This window comes from Microvirga sp. P4_A5, from assembly GCF_056402495.1.
This window is the reverse complement of sequence record NZ_JBFUHH010000006.1, coordinates 45,430-63,259: the sequence shown is the minus strand read 5'-3', so window position 1 is coordinate 63,259 and position 17,830 is coordinate 45,430. Positions and strand designations below refer to the sequence as shown.

Below are 17,830 nucleotides of genomic sequence, written 5' to 3'. Positions count from 1 at the left end.
CCATGTTCTTCCAGCTTGCCACTTCGGGGATCGCGACGGGCTGCGCCTATGCGTTGATAGCGCTCGGCTTCGTCATGATCTGGAACACCGCCTCGGTCGTCAATTTCGCCCAGGGCGAGTTCGTGGTGATTGCCATGTTCGTGGCGCTGACGTGCCACGTCACCCTGGGCTGGCCGCTCTGGATGGTTCTTCCGCTGGCTGTTCTGGTGCCAGCCATGGTCGGGTATGCGACCGAGCGCGTCGTCATCCGCCCCGTCATCGGCGCGGCGGAGATGACGGTGGTGACAGTCACGATCGGCCTGCAGATCGTGCTGTCCGACGCTGCCAAGATCATCTACGGCGGGCAACCTTATTCGTTCCCACCGTTGATCGCCGGCAAACCCTTATCGCTGGCGGGCGTCGTTGTCCCGCGCCAGTCCCTCGTCGTCATCGCGTCGATGGTCGTTCTGGCGATCGGGCTGCATTTCCTGTCCCAGAAGACATCGTTCGGCAAACGCCTGCGCGCCGTTTCCCAGGATCGGGAAACGGCCAAACTCATGGGCATCGACGTCAATCGCACCATTGCGCAAGGCTTCGCGCTCAGCGCTGCAATCGCCGGTTTCGCCGGCGTGCTGCTGGCGCCGATCATCTACGTGTCGGCCGGCCTCGGCTTGCCGCTCCTGATCAAATCCTTCATCGCCGCCATTATCGGCGGATTCGGAAGTTATATCGGTGCGCTCATCGGCGGACTCCTGATCGGCGTGCTCGACAACCTGGTGGGTTTCTACATCTCGTCGCATTACCGGGAGGTCTTCACATTTCTCGCGCTGATCCTCGTCCTTCTGTTTCGGCCGCAAGGCCTCTTCCCGCATCACCGATGAGATCGCGCATGGGCCGCCTCCACCCCTTGGCGCTCGCCGTCATCCTCGCGGCGATCGTCGTTCCGCTGTTCCTCTCGGAATACTCCCTCCACCTGATGATCATGGTGCTGATCTTCTCGATCCTCACCTTGAGCCTCAATCTCATCAGCGGCTACGGCGGGTTGATCTCACTGGGACATGCGGGCTTCTTCCTCATCGGATCGTACACCTCGGCCTTGTTGTCCGTGTATCAGGGCTGGCCGTTCTGGCTTTCGGCCCCGATGGCGATCCTGCTGACGGCGACGTCCGGTTTGCTGCTCGGCTTTCCGGCGCTGCGATGGAGCGGACACTTCCTAGCCGTCATCACCATCGCGTTCGGGTCGATCGCACAGCTATTGTCGATTAACTGGGTCTTCCTCACGAACGGCATCGACGGCGTCGCCAACATCCCCCGGCCGTACGTCCCGGCCGTCGATCTTACGTCCAATCTCAACTACTATTATTTCGCGCTGATCTGCCTAGCCTTCATCGTCTTCCTGATGATCCGGCTGGTCGCTTCCGGATTTGGCCGCGCCCTGAAAGCCATCAAGGACGATGAGACGGCGGCGGCCTGCATGGGAATCGATGTCGCAGTGACGAAGGTTTCCGCTTTCGTCATCTCGGCCGCGCTCGCCGGCTTTGCCGGGGCCATCTATGCCCATTACATCCGCTTCCTCAATCCGGACAGTTTCTCCCTCGACGTCTCCATCCGCATTTTCATGATGATGATCATCGGCGGGACCGGCAGCATCGCGGGCTCGATCCTGGGAAGCTTCGTCGTTTATGTGCTGCCCGAGGTGCTGCGGCCGCTTCAGGATTATTACTATCTGATCTGGGGCGTGATCGTGATCGTGGTGATGCTCTTCCTCCCGGGCGGTCTCATCTCCCTCGGCTCGGTCATCCGCGGCAAACTCGCGGCACGCAGACACAAGGCCGATCAGGCCATCGTGTCGACGGAGGCGCAACCATGACGGCCGCACTCCTCGACGTCTCCGGACTCTCCAAGAACTTCGGCGGGCTTGCAGCCCTCGACGACGTCCACATGACCATCCGGCCCGGCACCATTCACGGCCTGATCGGCCCCAACGGCTCCGGCAAGTCGACTTTCATCAATGTCGTCACCGGCGTCATCCAGCCCAATGGCGGCCGAATCCTCATCGACGGCAAGGACGTCGCCGGGCAGCGCTCGAATGTCGTCAACGCCGCCGGAATCGCAAGGACGTTCCAGAATCTGCGCCTTTTCAAGGCCATGTCGGTTCTCGACAACGTGCTCATCGGCGAACATCGCCATCTTGGCTACGGCCTTGGTTCGGCGCTGCTGATGCGCAATGGATCGGCGGAGCGCCGCGCCAGGGACAAGGCCATGGCCCTGCTCTCGGATGTGGGTCTCACGCATCGCGCGGAGACCGTGTCCGGAAGCCTGCCTTATGGCGAGCAGCGCCTCCTCGAAATCGCCCGCGCGCTTGCCACCCAGCCGAAATTGCTGATGCTCGACGAGCCGCTCGCCGGTATGAACCCGACCGAGATGGACCGCGTGGTGAAAATTCTGCGCGGGATCGTATCGCGCGGGGTCACGATCCTCCTCGTCGAACACGCCGTGCGCGTCGTCATGTCGGTGTGCGACCAGATCAGCGTCCTCAACTTCGGACGCAATATCGCCGAGGGAACGCCGCAGGACATCCAGGGCAACGAGGACGTCATAGTCGCCTATCTCGGACGGAGACGTCATGCAGCCTGAGACAGCACAATCGGCCACCCCGCCTCTCCTCGAGGTCCGGCAGCTCGCCGTCAATTTCGGCGGCATCCGCGCGCTGCGAGATGTCCATCTCGATGTGCGCGAGGGTGAGTTCGTGGCACTGATCGGCGCGAATGGTGCCGGCAAGACGACGACGCTCAAGGCCATCCTCAATTCGGTGGAGATCGCCCGGGGTGATATCCGCTATCGCGGCCGCTCCACGGTGGGGATTGCAACGCACCACCTGGTACGGATGGGCATTGGCGTCGTGCCCGAAGGCCGCCGCGTCTTTCCGGCCTCCTCCGTGGTGGAAAATCTCGAACTCGGCGCGCTGGAACGCACGCCCAAGGGCGAGGCCGGAGCCATCATGGCCAATGTGTTCGATCTCTTTCCCGTCTTGAAGGAACGGCGCACCCAGATGGCGGGATCGCTGTCCGGAGGTGAGCAGCAGATGCTGGCGATGGGCCGCGCACTCATGGGCAAGCCCGATCTCCTTCTTCTGGACGAGCCGTCCATGGGGCTCGCGCCGAAATTCGTCGACAGGATTTTCGAGATCCTCGCGGGTCTGCGCAATACGAAGACGACCATTCTGCTGATTGAGCAGAATGCCCTGATGTCGCTCGAGATCGCCGATAGGGCGTTCGTGATCGACCAGGGACAGACCATCATGAGCGGCAAGGCGTCCGACCTGATCGACGATCCCAAGATCGCCGGCGCCTATCTGGGCCGCTCGGAAGAGCCGAGCCCACATGCTGTCTGATCCGAAACGCTTCGTCGGCGGCGCCATCGTATCGCGCGAGCCTTTTCGCTGGCCGAACGACGCGCAGATCGCCGTCTGGGTCTGCCCCAATATCGAGCATTACGAATATCTGCCGGATCCCGTGCGGATTCGCGATCCCTGGCCGCGCATTCCCCATCCGGATGTGCTGGGCTATGCCACAAAGGATTACGGAAACCGCGTCGGCCTGTGGCGCATGTTCGAGGTCATGGACGCCCACGACATCCGCTGCACGGTGTCGCTCAACCTCGCCAATTTCGAGCATTATCCGCAGATCTTCGAGGCCTGCGAGCGCCGGGATTGGGACTACATGTGCCACGGCATCTACAACACGCAGTATCTCTGGGGCTATCAGGAGGACGAAGAACGCGCGATGATCGCCGATTGCGTCGAAACCTATCGCCGCCTGACCGGGCGGCAGCTCGCCGGATGGTTCTCGCCGGCAGCCTCCCATACGCTCAACACGCCCGATCTCGTGGCCGAAGCCGGCATCAAGTATTATTGCGATTTCTATCACGACGATCAGCCGACCCCGATCAACGTGCGCAAGGGCCGATTGCTCAGCCTTCCCTACCAAATGGATCTCAACGACTCGGTGCTCCATGCAGGGTCGGGCGAAGGCCCCGAATTCGAGCGGATGGCGCGGGACATGTTCGATACGCTCTATCGCGAGGGAGAGGTCCATCCACGGGTCATGAACATCGCAGTGCACCCTTACATCATGGGACGTCCGCACCGGCTGAAATATCTCGACAACGCGCTCGCCTATATCCGTTCGCACCCACGGGTGTGGATGGCGACCGGCGAGGAAATCGCCGATTGGTACAATGCGCAGATGGCCGCGACCTCGACGCGGGATATTTGAGATGCCGACACCTCGTCGCCCAGGCATGGACCACAGCATCTACCCCTATTCGGCGTTGCCGGACCGGCCGCCTTTCGCTCTTGCGAGCGGCAAGCGGGTTGCGCTCTACATCGTGCTGCAGATCGAGCATTACGAGTTGCTGACGCCGGAGGGCGCCTATCGCGACCCGCGTTTCAAGGGCGAATTCGGAATGTTTACACCCGATTACCGAACCTGGTCGTATCGTCAATACGGCAACCGCGTCGGCCTTTATCGGGTGCTCGAGCTTCTCGACGAATTGGCGGTTCCGGTCACGGCAGCCATCGGCGCGGGCGCCATCGAGGCGCATCCCGAAATCGTCTCGGAGATCGCTTCGCGCCGATACGAGATCGCGGCGCACGGCCTGACCGCCAACCGCATGATCACGAGCCGGATGACCGAGGACGAGGAACGCGCACACATTCAAGAATCCCGCGACGCGCTTCGCACCGCGTTCGGGACGTCGCCCCGAGGCTGGCTGTCGCAGGATTTCGGCACCACCCCGCGCACCTCCGCGATGCTACGGGAGGCCGGTTTTGTCTACACGATGGATTGGGCGAATGACGAGCAGCCTTACCGACAGCTCGATGAAAGCGGTCCCATCGCCCTCCCCGCCCCCAGCGAGTGGGACGACGTACAGACTCTCTGGCTCCGCAGACTGTCGGCCGATCGTTTTCCAAAACTCGTCTCCGACGCGATCGACGAGTTGGCGCGTGCGCCGGCAACGAGCGCCCGGGCTGTCGCCATCGGCATCCACCCCTGGGTGTTCGGGGCCGCCCACCGCATCCGCTATCTTCGCGAGACTCTCGCCTACGCACGATCGCACGCGGCCGTCGAGATCATGACGGCCGGCGCATTGGCTGACAATTTCGGCAGCCAGGAACGACCAATCTGACCGACAGGAGTCCCGACCGATGGATGACACGCGAAACACAGAGGTCGCCGATTGGTGGCGCACCTCGATCTGCGAGGTGAAGCCCAATTCGATCCGCATGCGGGGCTACGCCATCGAGGAATTGATCGGTCGAATCGGCTTTATCGACATGCTGTGGCTTCTCGTTCGTGGTGATTTGCCCAATCCCGAACAAAGTCGGTTGCTGGAAGCCGCCATGCTTGGCGGCGTCGATCACGGACCGCACGCGCCGAGCATCGCCATCGCCCGCATGGCCGTCACCTGCGGCGTTCCCATGAACACCGCGGTTGCCGAAGGCGTGGGCGTGCTCGGTGACATCCACGGCGGCGCGATCGAACAATCCATGGAGCTTCTTCGCGGTCTCGTCGAGGATGCGGTTGCAACCGAGGATCCGGCGGTGCTGGGACGCGAAGTCTTCGAACGTTCGAAGGCCTATGGGGGCTTTGTGCCCGGCTTCGGGCACCGGTTCCATCAGCGCGACCCACGATCGCCGCGCGTACTGGAGCTTGCGGACGAAGCGGTCCGTCGCGGCGATATCGATGGCAAGTATGTGCGCATGGCAGAACGCGTCGAGGCGGCGATTGCGGCCGTGAAAGGAAAGCCGATTCCCATGAATGTCGATGCCGCCGCGGGCGCCGTCTATCTCGAGCTCGGCTTCGATCCGACGATGGGACGGGCGCTGCTTGTCCTTTCGCGCAGCCTCGGCATCGTCGCTCATGCCTGGGAGCAGAGCACCCGCAAGGAGCGCATCAAGGGACCGGTGCCTAAGACCTCGACCTACACCTACGAGGGTCCTGCGGCCCGCACGCTGTCCAAACTGTCATAGAAGGACTTCCCCCAATGCGAACGATCGTACTCGACGGCGGACGCGGAATCGAACATCTGCATATGGTAGAGAGGGACCCTCCCGAACCGCGCCCTCATCAAGTGGTCGTCCAGGTGAAGGCGGCCTCGCTCAATTATCGGGATTACGAAATCATCACCGGTACGTTCAACCGAGAATTCCCTCTGCCCCTCGTGCCGCTTTCCGACTGCGTGGGTCATGTCGTGGCCATCGGCGCTGAAGTCACGCGCGTAAATGTGGGCGACAGGGTATGCGGTACGTTCTGGCAGGGCTGGTTGGGCGGTTCTTCCGATCTCGCCGATGCGGCGCGCCAGCTCGGCGGCGCCATGCAGGGCGTGCTGGCCGAGTTCGTCGCCTTCGATCAGGACGGCGTCGTGCGGGTGCCCGACCATTTGACCGATGAGGAAGCCGCAACGCTTCCCTGCGCGGGGGTCACCGCATGGCATGCGCTTGTCACCGAAGGGGGACTGAAAGCCGGCGACGACGTGCTCGTGCAGGGGACAGGCGGCGTATCGATTTTCGCGCTTCAGTTCGCGGTGCTGTCGGGCGCGCGCGCCATCGTGTTGTCGAGCAGTGACCAAAAGGCCGAACGGGCGATGGCGCTGGGAGCTGCATGTTTCATCAATTACCGCCGCGACCCGGAATGGTCCGCACGAGTTATGGAGTTCACCGACGGACGCGGCGTCGATCATGTGATCGAAGTCGGCGGCGCCCAGACGTTCACAAAATCCCTGATGTCGATCCGCGTGGCTGGCCAGATCAACGTGATCGGATATCTCGGCGGCAAGGATGGCGTCGTCGATCCGCTTCTGATCTTCCGCAAACGCGCACGGGTGCGCGGCATATCGGTCGGATCGAGACAATCCTTCGAGGCCATGAACCGCGCCATCGCGGCCAACCGCCTGCGGCCCATGGTCGATTCGGTCTATACGTGGGCCGATATCGGCGAAGCGCTGGCGGCTCTGAAGAGCGGCCGCCATTTCGGCAAGATCGTGCTGTCGGTCACGTAGCATGAAAAGTGTTCCCGCTCGAACATGCAATATGTCGCGACCCTTGCCATTTGATTGGCGTGCTTCTTTCCTGGCTAGATCGAGCAAGCGCTGGCCGACGCGGGTCCGCGGTTGTCCCAGTGGCTCAGTGACGATGACTTTCATGGGAAAGCGCAGACGCAATGGACGGGTTACAAGCGGAACAGCCAGCGCCCAGCTCAATTCTCGGTCACTCTATCCCTGGATTGCCGGAAAAGGCTGGGCAGCGAACGGAACCATGTCTCCTGCTCGATGGGTGGGAGGGGGAGGTCTGCCTCGTTTGCGACCTTGCCCGCATGCTAGGAGGTGTGCGGGAATAGCAAGTGTTTGCTGACTTTGGTTGAAAACGGCCGCGTGTGTTTGGGAACAGCTCCAGTTCTGGCTCAAAATGCCGCTTATCCCGCAGTCGTCATCTCGGCGGCCGATACTCCCGCTAGATGTCCGAGATTCACGGCCATGAGAGGACGGGGACCGGAAAGGTAACCAACTCGGCGGGACCCGACAGGCCGCGCGTCGCCTCCTGCGGCGAACTGGTTCGACATTAGCTCCGCGTTCTCCTTCAGCACACGTGCATATCGATCAACCTCCCGGCGGAGTTGCTGCTGGCGGGCGCCACGGAAAGCGAAGAGGCGATGACCCTCATCCGCTCGATGATCGACGGCATCGTGCTGACGCCCCGTGTCGACGCTGGTGGGCTTGAGGCAATCTTAAGCGGCGATCTCGCCCGCATCCTGGCTTTGTGCCAGGCTGCATCAACGGGCCCCCAACAACAAGACACCCCCGACGCGGTTAGCGTTCGGGGGTGTCTTGTATCGACGGTTGCGGGGCCTGAAACACCGAGACTTGTCTAGGCAAGTTTTCCTGACAATTGAATGCGCCGCACTCGCAATGCGGCCTAGGAACAAGGTATCCGGAGTTCGAATCTCCCCCGCGTCGCACTATTTCGGCCTACGTAACTTTATTCGCATCAAATTTCAGACTTTGCGGATTGACCCAACGATAGCCCCAACACCGAAGCTTGGTTCTAGCTGATCCCTTCCAGATCGGCATTAGTGCAACTCATGCCCCGGCGACCCGGGTCCGGTTCATCGAGTGCAGTCGATCTGGTTCAGCCCAGTTCGACTATGAGCGGAGCTCGCGAAGGTTCGCTTAGAACAGAAGACGAGACGCAGGACTTACGTCCACCTTGTGCCATTTGAAGACCTTCCGGGTACATAGGGCCGTTAGCCAGCTAAGTCTGGTGTCTAATTCGACAGCCCCTAGGTGCGCCTCTGGCCTATGCCAGCGTCAACCGATGACAGGACTTCAGGTGGGAGAGGGTTTCTCGGAGGCGCTGACACTGCCGGCGATGCATTTCCAGAAAGCTTCCGCTGTCGGGCCCTGCCGGCGCAAGGGTCGGATCAATCTGATCTCGACGTCAATCGAGTAATTGCCATGCCCCGGATCAACGAGACGGCTGGCCACGATGTCGTCGTGGGCGAGGGTTTGCGGGAGCCATGCAATGCCATCGCCTTGACGCGCCAGGGTCAGCAGCGTCTGGCCGCCGGCAGTGGCCTCAAACCGGTGCGAACCCGTTCCGTACTCCTGCATCGGCTGATGCAACACGAAAGAAATTTGCAGCAATATCGGCGAGTCCGAAAGTTTAACTTATGGAACCTAATACCAGCCTCTCATGGAGGCGCAGTAGGCGGTTCGCCAAAAGCTAACTGACAGATCCCTCCTAAGAGGCCGCGGCGCCCACGCGACGCGCCGAAAGCCGCTTGGCCCTGTTTTCTGGCGTGTCCTGAGAGAATATCGCGCGGGCTCCCTTCAAAAATTCGGCGGCAAGTCGCGATAACGGTTTTGAGCGAGGATGGAGAACTTCCGCGAGGATAGGGATGATAGGTTCGAACGGCCGCATGACGACCCCCGGATAGAGCTCGTCGAGTCGGGAGAAGTCGTCGACGAGAGCGATCCCGACTCCTTTGTCCACGAGCGCCCACGCATTTGCCACCCAACCGACTTCGATGATGGAGTCGATACGGATACGGGCTGCAGCGAAGGTCGCATCGAGGACGGGCCTCAGCCCCTGTGTCTCCGAATAGGTGATCAAGCGACGGCTCGTCAGATCAGGGGGTGTAATGACATTCAGGGAGGCGAGCGCGTCGCCGGCTGGGACGATGCAAGCGACCCGCCCGGCGCAAAGCGGCGTCGAGACGACGTTGGCGTGCTCCTCCGCAAGGAATGCAAAACCAAGTTCGACCCGCTCGGTCGCGATCCGTTGAATGATATCCCGGCGTGGCCGAACCTCGAATTCCAGGCGAACATCGGGCCGTGTTTCGAGAAATGCCGAAATGGCGCGCGGCAGAGCGACTTCTCCTAGTGTCGGTATTGCGGCTATTGTCAGAGCGCCCGTCTTGGCCGCCTGCAACGAATCGACCATTTGCCGGACACTCCGCAGATCGTCGAACACGCGCTCGACGTCAGGAAAGAGCGCCTGCGCCTCAGCCGTCGGCACAAGTCGTCCCTTTACCCTGTCGAACAGACTAAACCGGAGCTGATTTTCCGCGTGCTGGAGAATTTTGGACGCCGCGGGCTGGCTGAGGTTGAGCGTCCGGGCCGCGGCCGTGACAGATCCCGTCTGCATAACCGCACGGAAAACTTCGAGCTGCCGATAGTTCATTCGAGGCTCCCCTTCACCGGGGCATACTATGCCCTCAGGTTATGGAACGTCCAGTGATCGTCATTGGACGGAGTTCCGCGCACCGCTTACGCTTTAGATAATGGATCCCAGCCGCGCCGCGGCGCAAAGGAGTACAGAGCATGGCCGGAATCGAAAAGCACGCGCTTCACGGACGCATAGAGACAGACTTTGAGCGTGCCTCGCCTGAACTGGTGAAGCGGTTTGCCAAGCACGATACCGCGAAGCTTGTGGATTCCATGGCCGGTTACGGTGCCATGCACTACGAGATCAAGCCGCTTGAGAACAACATGCGCGTGCTCGGGACGGCGCTCACGGTCCTTACCCGTCCAGGGGACGCGCTCTACGTGCAGAAGGCAATCGACGAGACCCGGCCGGGCGATGTCATCGTCATCAGCGCAGGCGGCTACAAGGATGTGTGCGTTATCGGTGAGCGGCTTGGCTATTTCTTCAAGCGCAAGGGAGCCGTAGGCATCATCGTCGATGGGGCGATCCGCGATGCGATCGGGATGGTTGCCGACGCGCCCCCGACGTTCGCACGCTCCACGTGCCTGCGCATTTTCGGATCGACAGGACCTGGCGCGATCAACGTGCCCGTGAGTTGTGGTGGCGTCACCGTGAACCCCGGCGACATCATCATGGGTGACCGCGATGGCGTCGTGGTGGTTCCCCGGGAGGATGCGCAGCGGATTGCCGACCTTGCCGATATCCACCTTGAGGGCGAGTTAGCGCGGTTGAAGGAGGTCGAGGCCGGCGGTAGCGTGACGGACGTCTTTGGTCTCGAGCCAAAGCACACGCGGTGGCTGGCCTGAGCACCATTTCCAGCGCGAGGAGGACAGAATATGACCGCCCACTGCATTCAACGCATGATTTCCGCAACCCGGATCGGCGCCTCGGCCCTGGCGATGACCTTCGCCCTGCCCGGGCTCGCCCTCGCGGTCGATCTGACGATAGCCCAGAGCACGGACGCTGTATCGCTCGACCCGGCCTTTCGCGCTGACACGGCGACCGGTAACGTTCAGAAGCATATCTTCGATACCATTCTGCATCGCGGCCCGGATATGAAGATTCAGCCGCAATTGGCGGAATCCGTCCAGCAGAACGGGCCGAGCGCCTGGACGATCCGGCTGCGGGACGAGCTGACCTTCTCGAATGGAGAGCCCCTCGACGCGCAGGCGGTAAAATTCTCGATCGAGAGAATGCAGGATCCCAACGTCAAGTCGCCGATCCGTGGCTGGTGGACGGGGCTTAAGACCATCGAGGCGACGGACGCCCGCACCCTCAAGATCACCACGTCGGCCCCGGACCCGCTCTTGCCTGCCCGGATGACATTGTTGGCTCCAGTTCCCCCGAAATACCTGCGCGAAGTCGGTGACAACGCTTTCGCGCTCAAGCCCATCGGCAGCGGCCCCTATCGGCTGGTCGACTGGAAGCGCGACGACGCGGTTATTCTCGAGGCCAATCCGAACTACAAAGGTCCGAAGCCGGAGATCGACCGGGTTACTTTCCGGGTCGTGCCGGAGGAGTTGTCGCGCATTGCGGCGCTTCAAACCGGCGAGGCGGATGTTGTGGCGGGTTTGTCGCCCAGCCAGGCTGCGGCGCTCGAAACCAGCGACGGGGTTCGCGTCGAGCGAGCCGCCAGCACCCGCGTCATGGCCGTTCAGTTCGACAGCGACGAGGCGCCGGGCAATGATCCGAAATTCCGCGAGGCGGTTGCCTATGCGATCGATCGCGACGCCATCATCAAGGGCCTTCTGCGTGGCTATGGCGTGCCGGCCAAGGCCATCCTCAGCCCCGGCATCCCGGATTGGCCCTCCGACAAGGATTTTACGCGTAAGCACGATCTCGAAAAGGCGAAGGCCCTCGTGAAGGAGCTTGGGCTGGAGGGGAAGGAGATCGTCATGCGGACATCCGCCGGGCGCTATCCCAACGATCGCGAGACTGCTCTTGCTATCGGCGCGCAGCTCCAGAAGGCGGGGCTCAACGTCAAGGTCCGCCCTGAAGAATGGGGTACGTTCTTCGAGGGTCTGAAGAACCACAAAATGTCGCCGGTCTATCTTTCAGGCCAGGGAAACGTCTGGCTGGACCCCTACCCTCAGATCGAAGCGTTCCATTCCTCGAAGGGCATCCTGTCTGCATGGAGCGATCCGAAGATTGACGAGCTCCTGGCGAAATCGAACGAGGTCCCGGCCGACCAGCGCCCGGCATTGTTCGGTCAAATGCTGGAACGCTTGAACGAGACCGCTGCCGCCGTTCCACTCTATGCGCAGCAGAACCTCTACGGCGTCCGCAGCGGCGTCGACTGGAAGCCGCGCCCCGATGAACAGGTCCTCGCCTCCGAGATGAAGAAGAAGTAACCGAGGAATCATCGTGGCGTGGTCAGTTTCTGGGGGCGAGGTGGCGATATGACGATCGACACCGAGCATCGTGTGCTGGCCGCGATCGACGAGGGTTTCGATCGCGCCATCGAGGACATCCGTTCGGCGATCCGAATTCCAGGCGTAAGCAAGGCGGGCGAGCGGCTCGATGAGATGGCGGCTTGGGTCGGCGAGTATCTGCGAACGCTCGGCGCTGAGGTGTCTCTTTATCCGGGGCAAGTGGCGCCCATCGTCGAAGGACACCTGAGATCGCCCGGGGCCTCCTACACGCTGCTGTTCTATACTCTCTATGATGTTCAGCCCGCGAATGCGGCGGAATGGACATCGCCGCCGTTTTCCGCCGAAATCGTGAGGGACGAGCATGGAAAACAGCGGATGATCGGACGCGGCGCCTTCAATTCGAAAGGCCCGCTGGTGGGATTTCTCGCGGTCGTGCGGGCGTTTCGGGGCGCCGGCGTGCCATTGCCGGTGAACATCCATTTCCTCATTGAGGGCGAGGAGGAAATCGGCAGCCCCTCTCTCGAACCTCACATCAGAGCCAATCTCGACCGCTTCCGCCGCTGCGATGGCGCCTTCCTGCCTTATCTCGGAACGAACACGAAAGGTGAGACGCCAATCCGCCTCGGTTTCAAGGGACTGGGATTCCTTGAGCTTTCCGTTGAGGGTGGAGCCTGGGGCGGGCCGGCGAAGCACGACGTTCACGCGATGCATTCGGGCTGGCTCTCGAGTCCGGGCTGGGAATTGCTCAGCGCGCTCTCGACGCTCCAGACCCGCGAAGGCCGGCTCACCATCGACGGTCTGCCAACGCCTCCGGGGCCTGACGAAGAGGATCGCCGGCTTCTCGCGCTTGCCGCGCGGGATCTTCGGCCCGAGACTTTCCTGAGCGAACTGGGCGCGAGGCGGTTCAAACACGAAGGGACGTTCGAGGAGCAATTGACACACTTCCTGTTTGATCCCACGCTCAATCTGGACGGGATCTGGGTTGGCTCCACGCCGCCTGGCACCGAGCCTGCGACCCATCTCGCCCCCCGCGCCAGCGCCATCTTGGACTTGCGCTTCGTGCCTGGAATGGACGTAGAGAGCACTCTTTCTCTTATCCGCCAGCACCTCGATCGACGCGGCTTTGGTCATGTGGAGATGGAGGTCCGCAACGCCTATCCATCGTCAAAATGTTCTGTCGGCGAGCCGATCGTGCAGGCTCTCGTCACTTCATGCCGAAAGCATTCGAATCATGTCACGGTGTTCCCCATCCATGCGGGCGCGGCGCCTCTGTACCTCTTCAGCGATGTGATTGGAATTCCGTTTGCGTTCGGCGGGCTTGGACATGGCGGGCGACCGCATGCGGCTGACGAGTATCTGTTGGTGGATAGCATGCGCGACTATTTCAAGTGCGTGACCTCGTTCCTCTTTGCCTTGGCGAAGGGGGCGTGATGCTGAGTTACCTCGCGCGGCGGCTGTTCGAGTTCGGGATTGTGATCCTCGGCGTGCTGACGATCGTGTTCGTGCTCCAGCGCTTCTCAGGCGATCCGACGAATCTTCTTCTTCCCGTGGATGCCACTCAGGAAGTCCGCACGGAGTTGCGACGGCAGTTGGGGCTCGATCAGCCGTTACTGACCCAGTACATCCGTTTTCTGGGCAACGTAGCCATGGGGGATTTGGGAACGTCCTACCGCTTCCGTCAGCCCGCGCTCGGCCTCGTTCTTGAACGTCTCCCATCGACTCTGCTGCTGGCCGGTGCCTCGCTTCTGATCAGTCTGGTCATCGCGCTGCCGCTCGGCATCTTCGCGGCCGTCTATCGAAATACATGGGTGGATACGCTCGCAACCAGCATCAGTCTGATCGGCCAGGGAATGCCAGTCTACTGGCTCGGGCTTCTCGGCATCCTCTTGTTTTCGGTCCAGTGGCGACTGCTACCCTCGATGGGCGGCGGCTCCTTCGCCGCGCTGATTCTACCTGCAAGTACGCTTGCGATTTATTCGGCCTCCCGCATCATGCGACTGACACGATCGGCGATGCTCGACGTTCTGCATCAGGATTACATCCGCATGGCGCGAGCGAAAGGCTTGTCGGAAGCGAAGGTGCTCATCAAGCATGCTCTGCGGAACGCCTCGATTCCGATTGTCACGATAATCGGCCTGCAATTCGGCGGTCTTCTTGGCGGTGCGGTCATCACCGAGACGGTGTTCGCATGGCCAGGGGTTGGCCGGCTCGCCGTCAACGCCGTGCAGCAGCGGGATTTTCCTGTCGTTCAGGCTGTCACGGTGGTGATCGCCCTCGCCTTCTCGCTCATCAATCTAGTCGTCGATCTTCTCTATGCGCGCCTCAACCCGCGGATCCGCTTAGGATGACGGCATGACCTGGCTCATACGACGTCTGGACACCAAGGGGAGCATCGGTTTCATCATCCTTGCCCTGGTGCTCGTCTGCGCCATTGCCGCGCCGTGGTTGGCGCCGGTAGATCCAAACGCGCAGGACCTCCTCAATGCCATCGCGCCCCCGTTCATGGGCGGTGGTACGACGGAACATTGGCTTGGCACTGACCGTCTGGGGCAGGACGTCCTGAGCAGGATCATTTACGGCGCGCGCGTGTCGCTCATCACAGCGTTCGCGGCTGTTGCAGGCTCCGCCACCATCGGGACGGGCCTTGGACTCCTTGCGGGTTATTACGGCGGTTGGGTTGCTACCGTCATCATGCGCCTCGTCGACATCGTGCTTGCGGTTCCGTTCATCCTGCTGGCTCTCGTGTTCATGACTGTGTTCGGGCCGAGCCTCCTGAACGTGATCATCGCCTTCGTGGCGGCGCGCTGGGTCCAGTACACCCGCATCGTCTACGGACTGGTGCTTGAGTTGCGCGAACGCGAGTTCATTCAGGCGTGCATTGCCGCCGGTCTTTCCACGAGCGACATCCTGCTCCGGCACGTCCTCATCAATGTGGCGGGCCCACTGCTCGTGGTGGCGACGCTGGAACTCGGATTCGTGATCTTGATCGAGTCCGGGTTGTCCTTCCTCGGTCTCGGCACTCCGCCCGAAATCCCATCCTGGGGCGGGATGCTGCAGGAAGGCCGTGCGCTGATCAACATCGCCTGGTGGCTCACCACCTTTCCGGGGATCGCCATCATGCTCACAGTCGTCGGGTTCAACTTCATCGGTGACTGGCTGCGCGACCAGTTCGACCCGCGCACCGGCGCGACGCGCGACCTCGTCGCCGGGGCGCGGGAATGATGGGGCCCGACACGCTCCTCGACGTCCAGGACCTGCGGGTGTCCTTCGGCGACGGACCCAATGCCCGTCCCGCGATTGACGGGGTCAGTTTCACCATCCAACGCGGAAAAACACTGGGGATCGTCGGGGAAAGCGGCTGCGGGAAGTCACTGACCGCGCTTTCGATCATGCGGCTCCTGCCGCAACCGCCGGCGCGCTTCGCCGGTGGACACATCCTGTTTTCCCCGGATGGCGTTCCGCCACGCGACCTCCTCACGCTCGACCCGCGCACCATGCGCAGCCTGCGGGGCAAGGACATCGCCATGATCTTCCAGGAGCCGATGACGTCTCTGAATCCGGTCTATCCTATTGGCGATCAAATAGGTGAGGTTCTTACGGAACACGAGGGCTTGTCGCGCAGAGAGGCTCTGGTGCGGGCGATCGAATTGCTGCGGCTCGTTGGAGTGCCCTCCCCCAAAGAGCGCGTGCTGCAATATCCGCATGAATTTTCCGGCGGTATGCGTCAAAGGGTCGTGATCGCCATCGCGCTTGCGTGCAACCCCGCCCTGCTAATCGCGGACGAGCCCACTACCGCCCTCGACGTGACGGTGCAAGCCCAGGTCCTGCAACTCATGAAAGACCTGCAGAGCCGCTTCGGTAGTTCCATTCTGTTCATCACCCACGATATGGGCGTCGTCGGCGAGATGGCTGACGATGTCATTGTCATGTATCTGGGGAAAGTGGTGGAGCAGGGACCGGTTGCGGCCGTGCTCTCGCAGCCCGCCCATCCCTATACGCAGGGCCTCATCGCATCGATTCCCACCCTCCACATGCCGCGCGACCGGTTGCTGCAACCTATTACGGGCGTGGTACCGCCCATCGGCTCGATCACCACCGGGTGTCGGTTCCGCACCCGATGCCCCAATGCCATGGACATCTGCGTGACCGATCCGCCGGTGCGGCAAACGCCTTCCGGCAACAGCGCTGCCTGCTGGTTGCTTCATGAGGCCACCACATGAAGAAACGGTCGCCCGACGAGAGCCTGCTTTCAGTCCGCGGGCTTGCGAAGCGCTTCCCTATCCACAAGGGGTTACTGCGGCGCCATGTGGGTGACGTGCATGCCCTGAACGGCGTCGACTTCGACCTCGCCCCTGGTGAAACACTCGGTCTAGTCGGAGAGAGCGGCAGCGGGAAAACCACGGCGGGGAGGGTCATACTTCGCCTGCTCACGGCCTCCGAGGGCACGGCGCATTTCAGGAGCCGCACGCTTGCGGCGGCGGGGGGGCCTGAATGCGTTGACCTRCTGGCGGCGGACAGACAACAGATGAAGCTGATCCGTCGCGACATGCAGATCGTGTTCCAAGATCCTTTCTCTTCGTTGAACCCGCGTCTACGGGTCGGCACGAACATAGCCGAGCCCCTCCGCGCCGCAGGCTTCAACCCTGGCGACCGGCAGCAGAAGGTCGCCCAGCTCCTGCAGGATGTCGGCCTCGGTTCGGATTTGATGCGGCGTTTCCCGCATGAACTGTCGGGCGGGCAACGCCAGCGTGTCGCCATCGCCCGCGCGCTCGCTCTGGAGCCGGAATTCATCGTCGCCGATGAGGCGGTTTCTGCGCTGGACGTCTCAATTCAGGCGCAGGTATTGAACCTCTTCATTGAACTGCAGCGGGCCCGCGGACTCACCTACCTCTTCGTAGCGCACAACCTCGCAGTCGTCCGCTACGTGAGCAACCGAATTGCGGTCCTCTACCTCGGGCGGATTGTTGAGCTCGCCGAGACCGACGCGCTCTTCGCCCGCCCAAGACACCCATACACAGAGGCTCTCATCGAGGCGGTTCCGGGTGCCGTCGGCGACCGCGCCGCTCTTCAGGGTGAACCGCCCGACCCAATCCAGCCACCATCCGGATGCCCGTTTCATCCACGCTGCAGATACGCGCAGCCGATCTGCAAATCCGATCGTCCACCCCTCCGCCAGATCACGCCCAAGAGCGCTGCTGCTTGCCATTTTGCGGAGAGTCTGGACCTCAGCGGCGCCTAGAAACAGGAGCATCAATTCCATGTTGGCCTGTCTCCGTGGCATTGCGTTATCGACCGCGGCGCGAAGGACGACTGAGATCGAGCGTCCGTTTCGGAGAACGTTCCGTGCACCGAAAAAGTGATCCACCCGGCAGTTAGTCCAAACTCGGCTCGGTTGCGCAGATCTTTAAGGTGCAATCGCAATAGAAGTTGCGGCCTTTCGACCGATACGTATTTTCTCAGACAAGTGGACAAATTTGGGTTTTAAGCCTTAAAATTGTGAATCGCCGCTTTAGGCTCGCCTCGGGATCGTCGTAAAAGGGGTCTCCACCGCCGTCTTCATGTTGTCGTAGATGCCGCGGGCGCAGGCCCCCTTGAAGAAGGCGAACGCCCGGTCATGGGCGTCGAACACCATCTCCTGCGTCTCGCGCGGATAGGCCAGGATGAAGAACATCCGACTGTGGCACAGGCGGACATGCGCGACCTTGATTTGAGG

At 61.8% G+C, this 17,830-nt stretch carries 17 protein-coding genes and 1 pseudogene; 15 read left to right on the top strand and 3 right to left on the bottom strand.

Features of this window, described 5'->3' with window-relative positions; genetic code table 11:
- The first annotated feature begins 2 nt into the window (after positions 1–2).
- Genes AC1DVM_RS03735 through AC1DVM_RS03700 form a run of 8 tightly spaced genes read left to right on the top strand, consistent with a single transcriptional unit; the run spans position 3 to position 7,041 of the window.
- Entirely contained in the window at positions 3–860 is an 858-nt protein-coding gene (locus AC1DVM_RS03735; protein ID WP_477252133.1) for a branched-chain amino acid ABC transporter permease, read from the top strand.
- Between the two features lie 8 nt (positions 861–868).
- A complete protein-coding gene (locus AC1DVM_RS03730) occupies positions 869–1,849 on the top strand; it encodes a branched-chain amino acid ABC transporter permease (protein WP_477252132.1) in 981 nt (326 codons plus the stop codon).
- Complete coding sequence (locus AC1DVM_RS03725; protein ID WP_477252130.1) at positions 1,846–2,616, top strand: ABC transporter ATP-binding protein; 771 nt, start codon at positions 1,846–1,848, stop codon at positions 2,614–2,616. Before AC1DVM_RS03730 ends, AC1DVM_RS03725 begins: the two co-directional genes overlap by 4 nt.
- On the top strand, positions 2,606–3,373 hold the full coding sequence (locus AC1DVM_RS03720; RefSeq protein WP_477252129.1) for an ABC transporter ATP-binding protein: 768 nt from the start codon (positions 2,606–2,608) through the stop codon (positions 3,371–3,373). The genes AC1DVM_RS03725 and AC1DVM_RS03720 overlap by 11 nt, the downstream gene beginning before the upstream one ends.
- Positions 3,363–4,256: a polysaccharide deacetylase family protein gene (locus AC1DVM_RS03715; protein WP_477252127.1), complete on the top strand. Its 894-nt coding sequence runs from the start codon at positions 3,363–3,365 to the stop codon at positions 4,254–4,256. The genes AC1DVM_RS03720 and AC1DVM_RS03715 overlap by 11 nt, the downstream gene beginning before the upstream one ends.
- Position 4,257: 1 nt before the next feature.
- Entirely contained in the window at positions 4,258–5,169 is a 912-nt protein-coding gene (locus AC1DVM_RS03710; protein WP_477252126.1) for a polysaccharide deacetylase family protein, read from the top strand.
- 19 nt (positions 5,170–5,188) lie between these two features.
- On the top strand, positions 5,189–6,013 hold the full coding sequence (locus AC1DVM_RS03705) for a citryl-CoA lyase (protein WP_477252124.1): 825 nt from the start codon (positions 5,189–5,191) through the stop codon (positions 6,011–6,013).
- A 14-nt stretch (positions 6,014–6,027) separates the two neighbouring features.
- Positions 6,028–7,041 (top strand): zinc-dependent alcohol dehydrogenase family protein, encoded by a 1,014-nt coding sequence (locus tag AC1DVM_RS03700; protein ID WP_477252123.1) that lies wholly within the window; start codon positions 6,028–6,030, stop codon positions 7,039–7,041.
- A 1,323-nt stretch (positions 7,042–8,364) separates the two neighbouring features.
- Here the strand turns inward: AC1DVM_RS03700 and AC1DVM_RS03695 are convergent.
- Both AC1DVM_RS03695 and AC1DVM_RS03690 read right to left on the bottom strand, forming a co-directional pair.
- Positions 8,365–8,682: a LysR substrate-binding domain-containing protein gene (locus AC1DVM_RS03695; protein ID WP_477252122.1), complete on the bottom strand. Its 318-nt coding sequence runs from the start codon at positions 8,680–8,682 to the stop codon at positions 8,365–8,367.
- A gap of 97 nt (positions 8,683–8,779) precedes the next feature.
- A complete protein-coding gene (locus AC1DVM_RS03690) occupies positions 8,780–9,721 on the bottom strand; it encodes a LysR family transcriptional regulator (protein ID WP_477252121.1) in 942 nt (313 codons plus the stop codon).
- Between the two features lie 140 nt (positions 9,722–9,861).
- On the opposite strand from AC1DVM_RS03690, the gene AC1DVM_RS03685 reads away from it, so the two are divergent.
- From AC1DVM_RS03685 to AC1DVM_RS03655, 7 genes are read left to right on the top strand one after another with little or no spacing between them, the layout of a single operon-like run.
- The gene (locus AC1DVM_RS03685) at positions 9,862–10,551 is read left to right on the top strand and encodes an RraA family protein (protein WP_477252120.1); all 690 of its coding nucleotides are present in this window, start codon (positions 9,862–9,864) and stop codon (positions 10,549–10,551) included.
- A 30-nt stretch (positions 10,552–10,581) separates the two neighbouring features.
- Positions 10,582–12,096, top strand: a complete 1,515-nt coding sequence (locus tag AC1DVM_RS03680) for an ABC transporter substrate-binding protein (RefSeq protein WP_477252118.1) — start codon at positions 10,582–10,584, stop codon at positions 12,094–12,096.
- A gap of 48 nt (positions 12,097–12,144) precedes the next feature.
- Positions 12,145–13,548: a M20/M25/M40 family metallo-hydrolase gene (locus AC1DVM_RS03675; protein ID WP_477252117.1), complete on the top strand. Its 1,404-nt coding sequence runs from the start codon at positions 12,145–12,147 to the stop codon at positions 13,546–13,548.
- Complete coding sequence (locus AC1DVM_RS03670) at positions 13,548–14,465, top strand: ABC transporter permease (RefSeq protein WP_477252116.1); 918 nt, start codon at positions 13,548–13,550, stop codon at positions 14,463–14,465. The genes AC1DVM_RS03675 and AC1DVM_RS03670 overlap by 1 nt, the downstream gene beginning before the upstream one ends.
- A 4-nt stretch (positions 14,466–14,469) precedes the next feature.
- Complete coding sequence (locus AC1DVM_RS03665; protein WP_477252115.1) at positions 14,470–15,339, top strand: ABC transporter permease; 870 nt, start codon at positions 14,470–14,472, stop codon at positions 15,337–15,339.
- Entirely contained in the window at positions 15,336–16,337 is a 1,002-nt protein-coding gene (locus AC1DVM_RS03660; protein ID WP_477252114.1) for an ABC transporter ATP-binding protein, read from the top strand. The genes AC1DVM_RS03665 and AC1DVM_RS03660 overlap by 4 nt, the downstream gene beginning before the upstream one ends.
- Entirely contained in the window at positions 16,334–17,356 is a 1,023-nt protein-coding gene (locus AC1DVM_RS03655; RefSeq protein ID WP_477252113.1) for an ABC transporter ATP-binding protein, read from the top strand. The genes AC1DVM_RS03660 and AC1DVM_RS03655 overlap by 4 nt, the downstream gene beginning before the upstream one ends.
- Positions 17,357–17,650: 294 nt before the next feature.
- Here AC1DVM_RS03655 and AC1DVM_RS03650 read toward each other — a convergent pair.
- Positions 17,651–17,824 (bottom strand): annotated as a pseudogene (locus AC1DVM_RS03650) (IS21 family transposase); the annotation flags it as partial.
- Positions 17,825–17,830: the final 6 nt, after the last annotated feature.